The following is a 17,943-nucleotide window of genomic DNA, read 5'->3' as shown; positions in this document are numbered from 1 at the left end:
GATGCGGCTCGTGATCTATGTGATGGCGGCGACACTGATCCTCGATCAGGTATCGAAGTTATTCGTGGTCCACGTGCTCGACCTCTGGTCGCGCAACGAAATCACCGTTCTGCCCGGCTGGTTCACCCTGCGTATGGCCTGGAATCAGGGGATCAATTTCGGCCTTTTGTCGAATTCGAACGAGATCACGCGCTGGGGCCTCATCCTGATGGCCATCGCCATATCAGTCTGGGTCTGGTTCTGGGTCCGGCGCGAACCGCACCGGCCTGTGATCAAGGTCGCGGCGGGTCTTCTGATCGGTGGCGCGCTCGGGAATGTCGTTGACCGGATCGCCTATGGTGCGGTGGCAGATTTCCTGAACATGTCGGTGCCAGGGATACACAACCCATATTCCTTCAACGTGGCTGATATCGCGATCTTTGCCGGGGCAATCGGTCTTGTGCTGTTCACGGGGCGGGAGAAGACCCCGTGACGCGCGCGAAGACATGCGCTAAACGAAGGCAAGGCAGGTGAGGGAGAGACCGATGGCGGCAAGACTTGGCATGCGCAGCATCGCGATGTTGGGCGCGGTTCTGGCAGTGTCGGCCTGTGGCGGCCTCTTCGGGGCTGAGAAGAAGGACCCCAAGCTGCTCAATATCCGTTCGGCCAGCCGGGCGCCGGACGAATTCACCGTCCTGCCCACAAAGCCGCTGCAACTGCCCGAGGATCTGGCGAGCCTGCCGGAGCCGACGCCCGGTGGCAGCAACATCACCGACCCGACGCCCGAGGCCGACGCGGTCGCGGCCCTTGGCGGCAATCCGGCGGCACTTGCCCAGACCGGCATCTCGTCGGGCAATGGCGGGCTTGTGTCCTACGCCTCCCGTTTCGGCGCATCTTCGGATATCCGTCAGGTTCTGGCCGCCGAAGACCTCGAATACCGCCGCAAGAACGACGGACGGCTGCTGGAACGCGCCTTCAACGTCAATGTCTACTTCCGCGCCTATGCGCCGATGTCGCTTGACCAGTATGCCGAACTGGAACGCTGGCGGCGGATTGGCGTCCGCACTGTCGGCGCGCCGCCGGAAGAGACGCTGGAAGACAACTGACATCACCTCTCCGTCACCGGCCTTGACGCCGACGCTTGCTCGGTTACCTCTGCAGTTGGACCGAGGGAGTTAGACATGTTTCACATCCTGTGCCCGGCAATACTCGCCGCGCTGACCGCCCTTCCCGCCTTGGCCGAGGAGGTGACGACCTTCACCCTGCCCAATGATCTGGAGGTCGTCGTGATCGAGGATCACCGCGCGCCGGTCGTCGTGCAGATGGTCTGGTACCGCGCCGGGGCGGCGGATGAAAAACCGGGTGTCTCGGGCATCGCGCATTACCTTGAACACCTGATGTTCAAGGGCACCGACACGCTCGCCCCGGGTGAGTTTTCAAGAACCGTCGAGGACAATGGCGGGTCCGACAACGCCTTCACCTCGTGGGATTACACGGGCTATTTCCAGCGCATCGCCGCCGACCGTCTGGAACTGGTGATGCGGATGGAAGCCGACCGGATGCGCAACCTCAAACTGACCGAGGATGACTGGCAGACCGAGCGGGAAGTGATCATCGAGGAACGCAACCAGCGCACCGACAGCGATCCGGGTGCGATCTTTGGCGAACAGCGCCGCGCGGCGCAGTATCTCAACCATCCCTACGGCACGCCCATCATCGGCTGGCGGCAGGAGATGGAGCAACTGACCCGGCAGGACGCTCTGGACTGGTATCAGCGCTATTACGCGCCAAATAACGCGATCCTGGTCGTGGCGGGCGATGTGACCCCGGAACAGGTGCGGCAATTGGCGGAAACCTATTACGGGCCGCTGGAGCCAAGCGAGGGTATCGCGGTGCGGAAGCGCCCTCAGGAACCGCCGCAACTGGCTGAACGGCGCCTGACCTATTCCGACCCGCGCGTGTCGCAGCCCTATGTGACGCGCAGCTACCTTGCCCCCGAACGCGATCCGGGCGACCAGACCAAGGCCGCGGCCCTGACGATCCTCGCCGATCTTCTGGGCGGCGATGGCCAGACCTCGGTCCTTGCGCGGAAACTGCAATTCGACCGCAAGCTCGCCATCTATACCTCGGCGCATTATGACGGCACTTCCTATGACGATACGACCTTCAACCTTGTCGTCGTGCCTGCCGAGGGCGTCAGCCTTGATGAGGCCGAAAAGGCGATGGACGAGGTTCTGGCGGAGTTTCTTGAAACCGGTGTCGATCCCGCAGCCTTTGCCCGGGTCAAGACCCGCATCCACGCCGCGATGATCTATGCCCAGGACGATGTCGGCGGCCTTGCGCGCCGTTATGGCGAGGCGCTGACGACCGGGCTCACGGTCGCCGATGTGCAGGCCTGGCCCGATGTTCTGGATGCGGTGACCGAGGCGGACGTTATTGCCGCCGCGACCGAGATTTTCGACCGCCGCCGCGCGGTGACCGGCTGGACCATGCGGGCCGGCGAGGAAGAGGTGATGCAATGATCCGGGTTCTGTTCGCCGCCTGTCTGGCCCTTGCCGCCGCACTGCCCGCAAGTGCCGTCGAGATACGCGAAGTGACCTCGCCCGGCGGGATCAAGGCCTGGCTGGTGGAGGAGCATTCCATTCCCTTCACCGCGCTGGAATTGCGCTTCAAGGGCGGCACCAGTCTCGATCAGCCCGGCAAACGTGGTGCGACGATCCTGATGATGGGGCTTCTGGAGGAAGGGGCCGGCGATCTCGACAGCCAGGGCTTCGCAGAAGCGCGCGATGCGCTGGCGGCGCAATTCAGCTTTGACGCCCGTGATGACGCGGTTTCGATATCGGCCCGGATGCTGAGCGAAAACCGGGGCGAGGCGGTGGCATTGCTGAAATCGGCGCTGACCGAGCCGCGTTTCGACGATGACGCGGTTGCGCGGGTCAAGGCGCAGGTCGTCTCCATCATCCAGTCGGATGAGAAGGACCCCAATACCATCGCCGCGCGCAGCTTTGACGGGCTGGCCTTTGGCGATCATCCCTATGGCACGTCCCGCAACGGCACGATTGACAGCATGACGGCGCTGACCCGCGACGACCTGATTGCCGCTCACGCCGGGGTTCTGGCGCGTGACCGGGTCTATGTCTCGGCCGTCGGTGACATCACCGAGGCGGAACTCGGCGCGCTGCTGGACGATCTTCTGGGCGGATTGCCGGAAACCGGCGCGCCGATGCCGCCCCGGACGGAACTGGGCCTGACCGGCGGCGTCACGGTGATCGACTTTGCCTCGCCGCAATCGGTCGTCACCTTCGGCCATGCCGGGATCAAGCGCGACGATCCGGACTTTTTCACCGCCTATGTCCTGAACCAGATTCTGGGAGCGGGGGGCTTCGGGTCGCGCCTGATGGACGAGGTGCGCGAAAAGCGCGGGCTGACCTATGGCATCTACACTTATCTTGCCCCAATGGACCTGGCCGAGACCTGGCAGGGCGGCTTTTCCTCGGCCAATGAAAAGGTCGCCGAGGCGATTGAGGTGGTGCGTGCCGAATGGGCGCGGATGGTGGCAGATGGCGTCACCGAGGCTGAATTGGAGGCCGCGAAGACCTATCTGACCGGCTCATATCCCCTTCGCTTCGATGGCAATGGCCCGATTGCCGACATCCTCGTCGGCATGCAGATCGAGGAATTGCCAACGAGCTATGTCAACGACCGTAACGCCTATATCGAGGCGGTGACGCTGGACGATATCCGCCGTGTGGCGGCCCGGCTTTTGAAGCCCGAGGACCTGCGGTTCGTGGTCGTTGGGCGGCCCGTGGGCCTCGAAGCGTCGAACTGATCCGAACAGTCGGGACCCCGAAAAAGACAGCGGCCGCCAAGGATAAACCCGCGCGGCCGTTTCACTGCTATGTCGCTGGAAGCGACTGGTGCCCAGGAGAGGACTCGAACCTCCACGCCTTGCGGCACACGGACCTGAACCGTGCGCGTCTACCAATTCCGCCACCTGGGCAGGTGTCGTGGGGCGCGATGTACAGAGGGCGCGGGGGACTGTCAACGGGGTCTTCGTCAAATCCGCGCTGCGATCATTCGCGCCTTGTTTGCCGGGGGCGCAGGCGCTAATCAGGGGCCAAAGCGAGAGATTGCCGGAGGCCCTGAAATGTCCAAGCTGGTCACGATTTACGGCGGTTCGGGATTTGTCGGGCGCTACATCGCCCGGCGCATGGCGAAAGAGGGCTGGCGCGTCCGCGTGGCCTGCCGCCGTCCGAACGAGGCCCTGTTCGTCAAGCCCTATGGCGCCGTCGGTCAGGTTGAGCCGGTCTTCTGCAATATCCGTGACGACGCGTCCGTTGCCGCCGCGATGGCGGGGGCTGATGCGGTGGTGAACTGCGTTGGCACCTTCGACAAGAGCGGGCGCAACAATTTTGACGCCGTGCAGGTCGAAGGCGCGGGCCGGATCGCCCGGATCGCCGCCAAGACCGGCGTGGCGACCATGGTGCATATCTCGGCCATCGGTGCCGATGCGCAGAGCGACTGCGACTATTCCCGCACCAAGGCCGAGGGCGAGGCGGCGGTCACGGCAGTCTTCCCCGGCGCGTTGATCCTGCGGCCTTCGGTGATTTTCGGGCCCGAAGACGGGTTCTTCAACCGCTTCGCCGGGATGAGCCGTTTCGGGCCGGTCCTGCCGGTTGTGGGTGCTGCAACGAAGTTCCAGCCGGTCTATGTCGACGACGTGGCCGCGGCTGCCGTGAAAGGCGTCCTTGGTCAGGCTTCGGGCACCTATGAGCTTGGCGGGCCGGATGTCGCGAGCTTCCGCGATCTGATGGAGGAGATGCTGACGGTCATCAACCGCCGCCGGCTGATCTTGAACATGCCGTTCTGGAAGGCGCGGATCATCGCCGCGCTTCTGGATTTCGGGTCGCTGGTCACTGGTGGCCTGATTACCAACAAGATCCTGACCCGCGATCAGGTCAAGTCGCTGCGCGTCGACAATGTCGTGGCCAAGGGCGCCAAGGGACTTGCCGATCTGGGGATCGAGCCCACGCCGATCGACGCGGTGCTGCCGGATTATCTCTGGCGGTTCCGTCCCTCGGGTCAGTACGACGCGATCAAGGCCTCGGCCCGGAACCTGCGGCACAGCGACTGATCCCGCCCATGAGGGGCTTTGATGGCCTTCGCAGCATAAGAAAGCCCCGCCATGAGTGACCCTACGCTGAGTGCCCTGTTCCTCGGGATTCTTGAGGGGCTGACCGAGTTCATTCCCGTTTCCTCCACCGGGCATATCCTGCTGGCCGGGCATTTCATCGGCTTTGAAAGTGCGGGCAAGACCTTTGAGGTGGTGATCCAGCTTGGCGCGGTTCTGGCGGTGCTGGGGGTCTATGCGGCGAAGATCGGCAGGACGGTGGCGGGTTTGCCCACCGACCCCCATGCGCGGCGCTTTGCGGGGTCCATTCTGCTGGCCTTTTTCCCTGCGGTGATCGTGGGTGTTCTGGCCCATGACGTGATCAAGGAAGTGCTTTTCGAAAGCCCGCGCCTGATCGCCACCATGCTGATCCTCGGCGGCATTGTGCTGCTGGTCGTCGACCGGCTGCCGCTGACGCCCCGCCATCACGATGCCGAACGTTTTCCGCTGTTGATGGCCTTGGGGATCGGGGTGATCCAGTGTCTGGCGATGATCCCCGGCGTGTCGCGGTCGGGTGCCACCATTGTCGGGGCTTTGGCCTTCGGGGCGGACAAAAGATCGGCTGCCGAGTTTTCCTTCTTCCTGTCGATGCCGACCATGGCGGGGGCCTTTGCCTATGATCTCTACAAGAACCGCGATGTTCTCGACATGAGTGCCATGGGCGAAATTGCCATCGGTTTTGCCGCCGCCTTCGTCGCGGCCATTCTCGTTGTCCGCTGGCTGCTCGGCTATGTCAGTCGCCACGGCTACGCGCTCTTTGGCTGGTGGCGAATCATCGTTGGATCGGTGGTTCTGGCGGCTCTGAGCATGGGGTACTGACAGATAGGTATCATATACTGACCTAATTACGGTCAAAAATGCTGTCATAACTACCCTGCGGTCAAAAAATCCTTGATTTAGGTCATTACAACTGACTTTTATTCCACGCGGTGCGGGAGTAGCAATGCGCACCCTGCTGATTTCCGCCGGAAAGGACCCGTCATGGCCCAGAATCGTATGCTGCAATTCGTGACCGTTCCGAAGGCGATGCCGGACAAGCGCGACGCCAATGTGCGCGCGCAGGATTTCCACGAGATTTACCGCGAGTACGCCGACGCCAAGGCGGCGGAACAGGCGGGCCGGTGCAGCCAGTGCGGTGTGCCCTATTGCCAGTCGCATTGCCCCCTGCACAACAACATCCCCGACTGGCTGCGCCTGACCGCCGAGGGCCGGTTGCAGGAGGCCTATGAGATCAGCCAGGCCACCAATACCTTCCCCGAAATCTGCGGCCGCATCTGCCCGCAGGACCGGCTGTGTGAAGGCAATTGCGTGATCGAACAATCGGGCCATGGCACCGTCACCATCGGCGCGATCGAGAAATACATCACCGATACCGCCTGGGATATGGGCTGGGTCAAACCGGTAAAACCGCGTGAGGAGCGGGCCGAAAGCGTCGCCATCATCGGCGCGGGGCCGGGCGGCCTTGCCGCCGCCGATGTGCTGCGCCGTCAGGGCGTGCAGGTCACGGTCTATGACCGTTACGACCGGGCGGGGGGCCTGCTGACCTATGGCATCCCCGGCTTCAAGCTGGAAAAGGATGTGGTGATGCAACGCATCGCCCAGCTGGAGCAGGGCGGCGTGCAGTTCCAGATGAACTGCAATGTCGGCGAGGATATCGCCTTTGATGCGATCCGGGGCAAGCATGACGCGGTGATCATCGCCACGGGCGTCTATAAAAGCCGCGATCTGGGCGGGCCGAATGCCGGGGCGCAGGGGATCGTTCGGGCCATCGACTACCTGACCGCCTCGAACCGCAAGTCGTTCGGCGACGATGTGCCGGAGTTTGACTCAGGCGAACTCGATGCGAAGGGCAAGCGCGTCGTCGTCATCGGCGGCGGCGATACCGCGATGGACTGTGTCCGCACCGCGATCCGGCAGGGCGCGCAATCGGTCAAATGCCTTTATCGCCGCGACCGGGCCAATATGCCGGGATCGCAGCGCGAGGTCGCGAATGCCGAGGAAGAGGGCGTCGAGTTCGTCTGGCTGACCGCGCCCAAGGGTTTCATGGCGGGCGATGCGGTCGAGGGCGTTCTGGTCGAACGCATGCGCCTTGGCGCGCCCGATGCGACGGGCCGTCAGGCGCCAGAGGTGATCGAAGGCGCGGATTATGTCGAGGACGCCGATCTGGTGATCAAGGCCTTGGGTTTCGAGCCCGAGGACCTGCCCGCGCTTTGGGGCACCGAGGGGCTGGAAGTGACCCGCTGGGGCACGATCAAGGCCAATTTCGGCACCCATGCAACGAGCCTGCCGGGCGTCTATGCGGTGGGCGACATCGTGCGGGGCGCAAGCCTTGTCGTCTGGGCGATCCGCGACGGGCGTGAGGCGGCGGACAGCGTGCTGGGCTATCTGAACGAGGTCCAGGCTGTGGCAGCGGAGTGAGCCGGGAAGCGGTCGGCGTTGCGTCGGCAACCTGTCGGCAAAATGTATGGCAACCGGTGCGGTAACGGCGTGGCAAGTACTATGAATGGGTCAGGGGGCTTGACCCGGAGAATGAAGGAAGTCTGAACGTGGCACATCCCGGCGGAATCCTCGGCCTTGGCACTCTGGCGCTCATCTTCACACTGCCCGCGCATGCCGGCGGCAAGTTCGCTGCACCGGCAGGCTGCGAAGTCTATGCGACGGTGCAGATGCGCGAATGTCAGGTCTCGCAGCACTACCGCTGCGAACATGACGCGCCCGGCGATCAGTGGGCGACCTATCTCGATGGCGAGGGGCCCTATTATTCCAGCCGCATCGATGCCGAGACGCGCTGGATGGAAAGCTATGATCTTTTCAGCGGCGAGACCGACCGGCTTATGTCCGAGGTCGATCCGGCCTCCTTTACCACGCTGATCACGACGGGCCGTGACGATTACGATTTCACCACCGAAAGCAATTCCGGCAACGTGGTGCGCTATTCCGGCCATGACCGGCTGACGGGCGAGAAGGTGGTGATCGACGGGGTCACGCTGGAGCGGACCAAGTTCGACCTGACCGCGCGGAATGCCTCGGGCGAGGTGCTGTGGACCCGCAAGGGCCAGCAGTTGATCCACCGCGACTGGCGCATCTTCTTCGCCGACCGGGAGACGTTCGAGAATACCGCCGGTGAAAGCAGCGAGTCGGTCAGCACGCCGGTGGTTTTCGCATTGCCAGGCGAGAAGGGCTTTCTGTCCGCCGACCCGCAATACGACTGCACTATGCAGATGACCGAGGCCGTCCTTCCCGAGGAAGGGATCAGGCCATGACCGGGCAGTTGAAGGGCCGTTGCATGTGCGGCGCGGTGACGGTCGCGATGGTGCCCGCCAAGCCCGAGATCCATGCCTGCCATTGTTCGATGTGCCGCCGCTGGACCGGCAGCGCGTTCCTTGAGATCGACGCCGCGCCCGGCACGCTGAAGGCGGAGGGGCCGGTGCGGTCGTTCAAGTCGTCGGACTGGGCGGAGCGGGCAAGCTGCGGCACCTGTGGCTCGCCGCTCTGGTACCGGCTGACCGATCCGAAGGTGGATTTCCATGCGGTGTCGGCGGGGCTCTTTGAGGATACGGGCTTTGCGCTGACCAAAGAAATCTATGTCGACTGCAAGCCCGGCGGCTTTGCCTTTGCGGGCGAGCATCAGCGGATGACGGAACAGGAATTTCTCGCCTCGATCGGGGTGGATGTAGCGAAAGAATAGGCGGTTGGCGGTGAAGAACATGACATTCGGGGCCCGACTGGCGCTTGGCTTAGCCACAGCGAGCAATATCGGTTCCGCAGCAGCAGCCATGAACGAGGAGCCGCCTGTCTCATATTGGCTGGGGGTCGATAATCCTGCATGCGTACCGGGCGAAACCATCGGCATCGCGATGCGGGCGGACGGGCTGCGGTTCCTGGAGGATGCCAACTGGATCGCCAGAAATTTCAAGGGCGCGAATACAAAAAAGATACGGGTGAACAAGGGTGGATCGGTAGAGGAAACGGTGATCCCCGATACGGGTGAATCCGCGCTGGGCGCGCCGATCCCTCAGATCGGGAGGAAAAGCCCGTCAGAACAACAGTTTGAATACGTGGTGACCTTTGATCTCTTGGGTTGCTACGGGATGTACGGAATCGACCAGTTGAGTGGCACCTGGTCGGTGAAGGGCTCGGGCGCCACGCTTCGGTTTGAAACAGGTGGACAACAGGCCGTTTCTGACGATGCCCTCAAGCTACGCCTGAGTGGATGGGTCAGGCCCAGCCGCGCAACAGGGCGCGAAGAGCGCCGGGGCGGCCACCTCGAAGTGACGGCCGCGCGTGTCACGGTGACGGATCTCCGTGGGGGCCCGCAAGAGCGGGACCTCTCGCTGCGGGCTTCGTTCTTTGTCACTCTCGTCCCGTCGGACGCAACGCTTTTGCCCGGAGGTTCCGGTGACCAAAACCAATAGCCATTCGCGGTCACGCACCGCCCCCCTCTCGATCTCGCGCTGCGGTGCGGATCAGGTCTGAACGGAAAGGACAATGCCATGACAAACTATGATGCAGGCTGGGTTCAGGCCGAGGAAGCCAAGCGTCAGTGGATGGACGAAAACTCGCTCTATCGCGCGGAGGATGAGCATTCGTCCTGCGGCGTGGGGCTTGTCGTCTCGATCAACGGCAAGGCCAGCCGCAAGGTTGTGGAAAACGGCATTGATGCCTTGAAGGCCGTCTGGCACCGGGGCGCCGTCGATGCCGATGGCAAGACCGGCGATGGCGCGGGCATCCATGTGCAGATTCCGGTCAAGTTCTTCTATGATCAGGTGCGCCGCACCGGGCATGAGCCGGATTTTGGCAAGCTGATCGCGGTTGGCCAGATCTTCTTGCCGCGCACCGATTTCGGGGCGCAGGAACGCTGCCGGACCATTGTCGAGACCGAAGTCCTGCGCATGGGCCATTACATCTATGGCTGGCGCCATGTGCCGGTGAACACCGAGGTTCTGGGCGAGAAGGCCAATGCGACGCGGCCCGAGATCGAGCAGATCCTGATCCGCTGCGAAAAGGACATCGACCGCGAGCAGTTCGAGCGCGAGCTCTACATCATCCGCCGCCGGATCGAGAAGGCCGCGCTGGCGGCGCAGATCGGCGGGCTTTACCTCTGTTCGCTGTCCTGCCGGTCGATCATCTACAAGGGCATGATGCTGGCCGAGCAGGTGGCGGATTTCTATCCCGACCTGATGGATGAGCGGTTCGAGAGCGCATTCGCGATCTATCACCAGCGCTATTCGACGAACACCTTCCCGCAATGGGCGCTCGCCCAGCCCTTCCGCATGCTGGCCCATAACGGCGAGATCAACACGCTGAAGGGCAACGTCAACTGGATGAAGAGCCATGAGATCCGCATGGCCTCTGCCGCCTTTGGCGAGATGGCCGAAGATATCAAGCCGATCATTCCCGGCGGCAGCTCGGATTCCGGGGCGCTGGATGCGGTCTTTGAGGTTCTGGTGCGGGCGGGTCGCTCGGCCCCGATGGCCAAGACGATGCTGGTGCCCGAGGCCTGGTCGAAATCCACCATCGAACTGCCGAAGCCCTGGGTCGACATGTATTCCTATTGCAACGCGGTGATGGAGCCCTGGGACGGGCCGGCCGCCTTGGCGATGACCGATGGCCGCTGGGTCTGCGGCGGGCTGGACCGCAACGGGCTGCGCCCGATGCGCTATGTGCTGACGGGCGACGGGTTGCTGATTGCCGGATCCGAAGCGGGCATGGTGCCGGTCGATGAAATGATGGTGCGCGAAAAGGGCGCGCTGGGCCCCGGTCAGATGATCGCGGTCGATATGGAAGAGGGCAAGCTTTACCACGACCGGGCGATCAAGGACCGGCTGGCGGGGTCGCAGCCCTTCGGCGACTGGATCAACAAGGTCGTCGATCTGAACGCCATGATGCATGACGTGCCGGAAAAGCACGTCTTCGAAGGGGCCGACCTGCGCAAGCGACAGATCGCGGCGGGATATTCGCTGGAAGAGATCGAGCAGGTTCTGGCGCCGATGGCGGAGGACGGCAAGGAAATGATCGCCTCGATGGGTGACGACACGCCTGCCGCGGTTCTGTCCAAGCAATACCGGCCGCTGTCGCATTTCTTCCGCCAGAATTTCAGCCAGGTCACGAACCCGCCCATCGACTCGCTTCGCGAGGCGCGGGTGATGAGCCTCAAGACCCGGTTCGGCAACCTCAAGAACGTGCTGGACGAGGATTCGAGCCAGACCGAGATCCTCGTGCTGGAAAGCCCGTTCATCGCGAACGCGGAATTCGACGAGATGGTGCGCCAGTTCGGCGACAACGTCGCGGTGATCGACTGTACCTTCCCGGCAGGTCACGAACAGGACGTGCTGCGGCAGGGGCTGGAACGCATCCGGGCCGAGGCCGAGGATGCGGTGCGCTCGGGGGCGGGCCACATCGTACTGACCGACCAGCATCAGGGCGAAGGCAAGGTGGCGATGCCGATGATCCTTGCGACTTCGGCCGTGCATAGCTGGCTGACGCGCAAGGGGCTGCGCACCTTCTGCTCGATCAACGTGCGGTCGGCCGAATGCATCGATCCGCATTATTTCGCGGTGCTGATCGGCTGCGGGGCGACCACGGTCAACGCCTATCTCGCGCAGGACACGATTGCCGACCGCATCCGGCGTGGGCTGATCGAAGGCTCGCTGATCGACGCGATGCGGCGCTACCGCGATGCGATTGACGCTGGTCTTCTGAAGATCATGTCGAAGATGGGGATTTCGGTGATTTCCTCCTATCGCGGGGGCCTCAACTTCGAGGCCGTGGGCCTGTCCCGCGCGATGGTTGCCGAATACTTCCCCGGCATGCACAGCCGCATCTCGGGCATCGGCACGAGCGGTATCCAGCACAAGATGGAAGAGGTCCATGCCAAGGGCTGGCTGGGCGGCACCGATGTTCTGCCCATCGGCGGCTTCTACAAGGCGCGCCGGTCGGGTGAGAAACATGCCTGGGAAGCGCAGACGATGCATCTTCTGCAATCGGCCTGCGACCGGGCGTCCTATGACCTCTGGAAGCAGTATTCGGCGACGATGCGGGCCAATCCGCCGATCCATCTGCGCGACCTTCTGGACATCAAGCCTTTGGGCCGTCCGGTCGCCATTGAGGAGGTGGAAAGCATCACCTCGATCCGCAAGCGGTTCGTGACGCCCGGCATGTCGCTGGGCGCGCTGAGCCCCGAGGCGCACAAGACGCTGAACGTGGCGATGAACCGGATCGGCGCGAAGTCGGACAGCGGCGAGGGTGGCGAGGACCCGGCGCATTTCGTCCCCGAACCGAATGGCGACAACCCGTCGGCCAAGATCAAGCAGGTCGCCTCGGGCCGGTTCGGCGTGACGGCGGAGTATCTCAATGCCTGCGAGGAACTGGAAATCAAGGTCGCGCAGGGGGCTAAGCCCGGCGAGGGCGGACAGTTGCCCGGCATGAAAGTGACGAAGCTGATCGCCCGCCTGCGCCATTCGACGCCGGGCGTAACGCTGATCAGCCCGCCGCCGCACCACGATATCTATTCGATCGAGGATCTGGCGCAGCTGATCTATGACCTGAAGCAAATCAACCCGCGCGCCAAGGTGACGGTGAAGCTGGTGGCGTCCTCGGGCGTCGGCACGATTGCCGCCGGGGTGGCCAAGGCCAAGGCCGATGTGATCCTGATTTCGGGTCACAATGGCGGCACGGGCGCGTCTCCGGCGACGTCGATCAAATATGCGGGCCTGCCGTGGGAGATGGGTCTGACCGAGGCGCATCAGGTTCTGGCGATGAATAAGCTGCGCGAGCGGATCACGCTGAGGACCGATGGCGGTCTGCGCACGGGCCGCGATATCGTCATCGCGGCGATGATGGGGGCCGAGGAATACGGCATCGGCACCGCCGCCCTGATCGCGATGGGCTGCATCATGGTGCGCCAGTGCCAGTCCAACACCTGCCCCGTGGGCGTCTGCACCCAGAACGAGGAGTTGCGCAAGAAGTTCACCGGCTCGGCCGACAAGGTGGTGAACCTCATCACCTTCTACGCGCAGGAGGTGCGGGAAATCCTCGCCCAGATCGGCGCGCGGTCCCTAGACGAGGTGATCGGGCGGGCCGATCTGCTCAGCCAGGTCAGCCGGGGGTCGGCGCATCTGGATGACCTTGACCTCAACCCGCTGCTGATCACCGTCGATGGCGCGGACAAGATCGTCTACGACCGCTCGAAACCGCGCAATATGGTGCCCGATACGCTGGATGCGGAGATCATCCGCGATGGCGCGCGGTTCTTCGAGGAAGGCGAGAAGATGCAGCTTTCCTACGCCGTGCGGAACACGCACCGGACCATCGGCACGCGGGCCTCGTCGCTGATCGTGAAGAATTTCGGGATGCGCAACGCGCTGCAACCCGATCACCTGACGGTCAAGCTGACGGGCAGCGCGGGGCAATCGCTGGGCGCCTTTGCAGCACCCGGGATCAAGCTGGAAGTGTCGGGCGATGCCAATGACTATGTCGGCAAGGGCCTGTCGGGCGGACTGATCGTCGTGCGCCCGCCGATGGTGTCGCCGCTGGAGGCGTCCGAGAACACGATCATCGGCAATACCGTGCTTTACGGCGCGACCGATGGACATCTCTTCGCTGCGGGTCGCGCGGGTGAGCGTTTCGCCGTGCGGAACTCCGGCGCGAAGGTGGTGATCGAGGGTTGCGGGTCGAACGGCTGCGAATACATGACGGGCGGGATCGCCGTCATTCTTGGCCGGATCGGTGCAAACTTTGGCGCGGGTATGACCGGGGGTATGGCCTATGTCTATGACCCGGACGGCACAGCCGAGGAGATGATGAACCTTGAAACGCTCGTCACCTGCGCCGTCACCCATCCGCATTGGGAGACTGAACTGAGGGGCCTGATCGAGCGGCACGCCGCCGAGACGGGCAGCCGGAAGGCGGCGGGCATCCTGCAGCATTGGGCCAGTGAACGGGCGAATTTCATTCAAGTGTGCCCGAAGGAGATGCTGCCGCATATCGCCCATCGGCTGAGCACGGATGCCGAAGCGGTTCCGGCGGAATAGGTCAAATCGCCACAAAAATCGGGGCCGGGCGGACAGCCCGGCCCTTTGTTTTCCTCCACGGCTGACCCGGAAACGGGTATCGCTGTGCCACCCGAAAGTGGGGCTTTGGCAACACTTTCATGTCTTTCCTTCCGGATATTCCGTTGAGCGCCCTGTACGCTTATCCTCATCGTAGCGACGGTCATGTTCTGAACGGTGGGAAGGGTGGCCACATTCACTTTGACGGCGCAGGATGTGAATGGCGATCCGCTCCAGTCGGGCGGAAACGTCAATATCGTCACCAATGCCTGGACCTCGCTGACCTTTACCGATGTCGATGGCATGTTCGGCACGCCGCAGCCCGGCGAGTTTGTCTCGCTTGACGGTGGCGTGACGCAGCTGACCTACGAGTTTCTCGGGTTCGGAAACGTACGTGGCGATCCCTTGCAGCTCGCGGGGTTCATTCGCGTCGACCTCGGTGACGGCACGTTTCTGACCTATGCCATCGACATGAATGCCGATGGCGACGACACGCCGAACCTTCAGAACGGTAATACCACGCTGAAGATCAGCGACCTTGTCGTGAGCCCGCCGGCACCCTGGCCCGTGCCGCCCTGCTTCACGCCAGGCACACTGATCGCGACGCCTGACGGACCCAGGAAGATCGAGGAGATCGGTGTCGGCGATCTTGTGACGACCATGGATCACGGGGCGCAGCCAGTGCGCTGGGCAGGGCGGCGGCGGGTCGGCGGCATGGACCGCTTCGCGCCGGTGCGGATCGCGGAAGGGGTGCTTGGCAACCGCCGCGCGCTGCTTGTCTCGCCGCAGCACCGGATGCTGGTCAGTGGCTGGCTGGCTGAACTTGTCACCGGCGAGGGCGAAGTGCTGGCCGCGGCCGTGCATCTCGTCGACACACCCGGCATCGACCTTGTGCCGGTGGCCGAGGTCGATTACCTGCACCTGATGTTCGACCGGCACGAGATTGTTTTCGCCGAGGGTGCGGCCAGTGAAAGCTTCCATCCCGGCGATGTGATCCTGGAGAGCGACCGGGCGCTCAGGGAAGAGATCCTGGCGATCTTCCCCGAGCTTGCGACGGCTGCAGCGCGGCGAGGGTTTCGCACGGCACGTCCGGTGGCCAAGGCGCGCGAGGCGCGGCTTCTGGTGGCCTGAAACTTCGGGACTGATCCTTGGGCTGGCCGAATTCACGGACATGAACGCCTTATGGTTGTGCGGGCGACGCCGAGCGCCCGCTCCGGTGCGTTTTGGCGGCCAAAACTGTCCGATCCCGGCCACATTAACGGCGCATTAACGGGTCATACCGGATACGTTCACAATGCACTCCTGAATTCGAGCTAAGAAGGGCCATGCCCACGAACTACACCGACCAGTTCTATTCGTTCGATCCGGCCAACCCGCCACCGGCCGGTACCGCAGTGTCTTTCACCCAAATGACGCTGACGGATGCGAACGATGACGGCGACCTGGACCGTTTCAACGGGGACAGCGTCGATGGCGTGGATATCCTGCGTTCCTATCCCGGTGATACGGTTACGATCAACGTACCGGGTGTCGGGAACGTCACCTATACCGGCACCACCTTCTACATGCAGGATGGAAGCAGGATATTCACGCCGACCGACGGACAGGTCCTGCAGGACGGGACCTTTGTCTCATCGACATGGGTCACGGTTCAGGGCCCGTTGCTGGTCGGCGATCTCGGCCCGCCCTGTTTTACGCCTGGCACGTTGATCCGGGTTCCTGGCGGCGCTGTCCCGGTAGAAACCCTTAACGTGGGCGACATGGTCGAAACGATGGATCACGGGCCGCAGGAACTGCGCTGGGTCGGACAGAACGAAGTGGAAGGATTGGGCGATTTTTCCCCGGTCGCGATCGCGGCGGGCGCGCTTGGCAATGAGCGCGATCTTCTGGTCTCGCCCGAGCACCGGATGCTGATCACGGGCTGGGAGGCGGAACTGCATTTCGCCGAGGAAGAAGTTCTGGTGGCGGCCAAGCATCTGGTCGGGCTGGAGGGAATTGACTATCGACCCCGGAGGCGGGTCACCTATCTGCATCTGCTTTTCGACCGGCACGAAATCGTTTTCGCCGAAGGCGCGCCGAGCGAGAGCCTTTATCCGTCAAGCTGGATGATCGCAGGGGACCGTGCCCTACAAGCCGAGATCGCCACGGTCTTTCCCGACCTCATCGACCGGCTGGACGGCCCGCCGGTTCCGGCGGCGCGGCGCGTGGTCAGCCGACGTGAGGCGCTTCTGATCGCAGCCTGAGGCTTGACCCGGAGGGGCGGGGCGTGGTTCATCTCGGCCAATGGCCACGAGCAGAAAAAAAGCGTCGAAATCGAAAAAGAAGCCTGCCGCGAAACGCTCCGGCTGGACGCTGAGGGATGCCCTGCGGCTGGCGCGCCGGGCGGTTTTGGGCGTGGTCGCGGCCTTTCTTGTGCTCGTAGTCCTCTTCACCGTCATCCCGCCGGTCCTGACGCCCTACATGATCGCCGAAAGCTGGCGGCAGGGCGGGATCGACCGCGACTGGGCGGCGCTTGAGGATATGTCGCCGCATCTGGCGCGGTCGGTCGTGGCGGCGGAGGATGCGAATTTCTGCCTGCACTGGGGGTTCGACATGAAGGCGATCCGCGCGGCGCTGGACGAAGGTGCGGGGCGGGGGGCGTCGACGCTCAGCCAGCAGGTGGTCAAGAACGTGTTCCTCTGGCAGGGGCGAAGCTGGCCGCGGAAGGCGATGGAGGCGGTGATGACGCCGGTCGTTGAGCTTGTCTGGTCCAAACGGCGCATCGTCGAGGTCTATCTGAACGTGGCCGAGACCGGGAAGGGCGCCTTTGGGGCCGAGGCCGCCGCGCAGCGCTATTTCGGTATATCGGCGAAGGATCTGAGCGCAACACAGGCCGCGCTGATCGCCGCTGCCCTGCCCGACCCGAAGGGCCGTAACCCGGCGCGGCCCTCGGGTTTCCTCAGGAAACGTGCCAGATCCATCGCCGACGGGGCGGCGACGATCCGCGCCGACGGGCGGGCCGATTGCTTCGAGGATTGAACCGGGGGGCCGCCACCGCTATCACGGTCGACAGTTCCCGGCGCGAGCTTTACCCCATGACCCGTCTCTATCACGTTCCCCTGTCGCCCTTCTGTCGCAAGGTCCGCCTGACGCTGGCCGAAAAGAAGGTCGAGGTTGAACTGGTCGAGGAACGCTATTGGGAGCAGGACCCGGAGTTTCTGCGCCGCAACCCGGCGGCGAAGATCCCGGTGATCAAGCTGAATGGCAAGACGATGTCGGAAAGCCAGGCGATCTGCGAATATCTCGAGGACACGATCCCTGAGCCGCGATTGCTACCGAAGGATGCCGATGGCCGCTATGAGGTGCGCCGCCTGTGTTCCTGGTTTGACGACAAGTTCCATGACGAGGTGACCTCGAAGCTCGTCTATGAGCGCGTGAACAAGAAGGTGATGAAGCAGGGCTATCCGGATTCGAAGAACGTGAAGTCCGGCGCGACGAGGATCAAGTATCACCTCGATTACATGCACTGGCTTCTGGATCAGCGCCGCTGGCTGGCGGGGAACGAGATGACGCTGGCCGATTTCGCCGCCGCCGCGCATCTGTCGAGTCTTGACTACATCTCGGACGTGGACTGGAACCGGAGCCAGAACGTCAAGGACTGGTACGCGAAGATCAAGTCTCGGCCTTCGTTCCGCTCGATCCTCGCCGATCAGGTGCCGGGTTTCCCGCCGCCCGCGCATTATGCCGATCTGGATTTCTGACCGC

At 63.4% G+C, this 17,943-nt stretch carries 15 protein-coding genes and 1 tRNA gene; 15 read left to right on the top strand and 1 reads right to left on the bottom strand.

The annotated features are described in order from the left end of the window. Window position 1: 1 nt before the first annotated feature. The 4 genes from lspA to QKW60_RS17905 all read left to right on the top strand — a co-directional run bounded on the left by lspA (window position 2) and on the right by QKW60_RS17905 (window position 3,808). Window positions 2-472, top strand: a complete 471-nt coding sequence (gene lspA, locus QKW60_RS17920; RefSeq protein WP_282370713.1) for a signal peptidase II — start codon at window positions 2-4, stop codon at window positions 470-472. A gap of 52 nt (window positions 473-524) precedes the next feature. Beyond that, complete coding sequence (locus QKW60_RS17915) at window positions 525-1,085, top strand: DUF3035 domain-containing protein (RefSeq protein WP_282370712.1); 561 nt, start codon at window positions 525-527, stop codon at window positions 1,083-1,085. Between the two features lie 75 nt (window positions 1,086-1,160). Next, on the top strand, window positions 1,161-2,501 hold the full coding sequence (locus tag QKW60_RS17910; RefSeq protein ID WP_282370710.1) for a M16 family metallopeptidase: 1,341 nt from the start codon (window positions 1,161-1,163) through the stop codon (window positions 2,499-2,501). Further along, on the top strand, window positions 2,498-3,808 hold the full coding sequence (locus tag QKW60_RS17905; protein WP_282370709.1) for a M16 family metallopeptidase: 1,311 nt from the start codon (window positions 2,498-2,500) through the stop codon (window positions 3,806-3,808). Before QKW60_RS17910 ends, QKW60_RS17905 begins: the two co-directional genes overlap by 4 nt. Window positions 3,809-3,894: 86 nt before the next feature. Here QKW60_RS17905 and QKW60_RS17900 read toward each other — a convergent pair. Beyond that, window positions 3,895-3,979 (bottom strand) — tRNA-Leu (locus QKW60_RS17900). Window positions 3,980-4,126: 147 nt separating this feature from the next. Between QKW60_RS17900 and QKW60_RS17895 the strand changes: the two genes are divergently transcribed. From QKW60_RS17895 to fzlA, 11 genes are all read left to right on the top strand, one after another. Further along, window positions 4,127-5,113 carry a complex I NDUFA9 subunit family protein gene (locus QKW60_RS17895; RefSeq protein WP_282370708.1) on the top strand — a complete coding sequence of 329 codons (987 nt, stop codon included), beginning with the start codon at window positions 4,127-4,129 and terminating at the stop codon, window positions 5,111-5,113. Window positions 5,114-5,164: 51 nt separating this feature from the next. Further along, complete coding sequence (locus tag QKW60_RS17890; RefSeq protein WP_282370706.1) at window positions 5,165-5,968, top strand: undecaprenyl-diphosphate phosphatase; 804 nt, start codon at window positions 5,165-5,167, stop codon at window positions 5,966-5,968. 162 nt (window positions 5,969-6,130) lie between these two features. Next, window positions 6,131-7,567: an NAD(P)-dependent oxidoreductase gene (locus tag QKW60_RS17885; protein ID WP_282370704.1), complete on the top strand. Its 1,437-nt coding sequence runs from the start codon at window positions 6,131-6,133 to the stop codon at window positions 7,565-7,567. 128 nt (window positions 7,568-7,695) lie between these two features. Beyond that, window positions 7,696-8,412: a hypothetical protein gene (locus QKW60_RS17880; protein WP_282370702.1), complete on the top strand. Its 717-nt coding sequence runs from the start codon at window positions 7,696-7,698 to the stop codon at window positions 8,410-8,412. Further along, window positions 8,409-8,837 (top strand): GFA family protein, encoded by a 429-nt coding sequence (locus QKW60_RS17875; RefSeq protein ID WP_282370700.1) that lies wholly within the window; start codon window positions 8,409-8,411, stop codon window positions 8,835-8,837. The genes QKW60_RS17880 and QKW60_RS17875 overlap by 4 nt, the downstream gene beginning before the upstream one ends. A gap of 4 nt (window positions 8,838-8,841) precedes the next feature. Further along, the gene (locus QKW60_RS17870) at window positions 8,842-9,564 is read left to right on the top strand and encodes a hypothetical protein (RefSeq protein WP_282370698.1); all 723 of its coding nucleotides are present in this window, start codon (window positions 8,842-8,844) and stop codon (window positions 9,562-9,564) included. Window positions 9,565-9,642: 78 nt separating this feature from the next. Beyond that, window positions 9,643-14,181 (top strand): glutamate synthase large subunit, encoded by a 4,539-nt coding sequence (gene gltB / locus QKW60_RS17865; protein ID WP_282370696.1) that lies wholly within the window; start codon window positions 9,643-9,645, stop codon window positions 14,179-14,181. A 204-nt stretch (window positions 14,182-14,385) separates the two neighbouring features. Further along, window positions 14,386-15,330, top strand: coding sequence for a Hint domain-containing protein (locus QKW60_RS17860; RefSeq protein WP_282370694.1), 945 nt, complete (start codon window positions 14,386-14,388; stop codon window positions 15,328-15,330). Between the two features lie 194 nt (window positions 15,331-15,524). Further along, on the top strand, window positions 15,525-16,442 hold the full coding sequence (locus QKW60_RS17855; protein WP_282370692.1) for a Hint domain-containing protein: 918 nt from the start codon (window positions 15,525-15,527) through the stop codon (window positions 16,440-16,442). 40 nt (window positions 16,443-16,482) lie between these two features. Then, window positions 16,483-17,217, top strand: a complete 735-nt coding sequence (gene mtgA / locus QKW60_RS17850; protein WP_282370690.1) for a monofunctional biosynthetic peptidoglycan transglycosylase — start codon at window positions 16,483-16,485, stop codon at window positions 17,215-17,217. A 56-nt stretch (window positions 17,218-17,273) separates the two neighbouring features. Then, window positions 17,274-17,939, top strand: a complete 666-nt coding sequence (fzlA, locus tag QKW60_RS17845) for an FtsZ-binding protein FzlA (protein WP_282370688.1) — start codon at window positions 17,274-17,276, stop codon at window positions 17,937-17,939. Window positions 17,940-17,943 lie beyond the last annotated feature (4 nt).

Source organism: Albidovulum aestuarii (assembly GCF_029961185.1).
Classification (GTDB): domain Bacteria; phylum Pseudomonadota; class Alphaproteobacteria; order Rhodobacterales; family Rhodobacteraceae; genus Albidovulum; species Albidovulum aestuarii.
The sequence above is the reverse complement of the archived record's forward strand: the minus strand, read 5'-3'. Positions and strand labels throughout refer to the sequence as shown.